The sequence below is a fragment of the Leclercia sp. UBA7405 genome, from assembly GCF_037152215.1.
GTDB lineage: Bacteria > Pseudomonadota > Gammaproteobacteria > Enterobacterales > Enterobacteriaceae > Enterobacter > Enterobacter pneumoniae.
Map to the genome: position 1 here is coordinate 1 of NZ_JBBCMR010000021.1, position 282 is coordinate 282.

At 52.5% G+C, this 282-nt stretch carries 2 tRNA genes; both read left to right on the forward strand.

The features are described 5' to 3' along the window. The first annotated feature begins 29 nt into the window (after positions 1-29). Positions 30-106 (forward strand) — tRNA-Ile (locus WFN75_RS22525). 60 nt (positions 107-166) lie between these two features. Beyond that, positions 167-242 (forward strand) — tRNA-Ala (locus WFN75_RS22530). The last annotated feature ends 40 nt before the right edge of the window (positions 243-282 follow it).

Below are 282 nucleotides of genomic sequence, written 5' to 3' on the forward strand. Positions count from 1 at the left end.
GATGAAAATTAGCAGTAAAAAATCTCTGCAGGCTTGTAGCTCAGGTGGTTAGAGCGCACCCCTGATAAGGGTGAGGTCGGTGGTTCAAGTCCACTCAGGCCTACCAAATTCCTGCTGAAGCTGCGTTGCGGCGACAGGAATTGCGGTTCACGAGATTAACTACGATGGGGCTATAGCTCAGCTGGGAGAGCGCCTGCCTTGCACGCAGGAGGTCTGCGGTTCGATCCCGCATAGCTCCACCATCCTTTTACTGCGACAACAAGAAAACTTCAGAGTGTACCT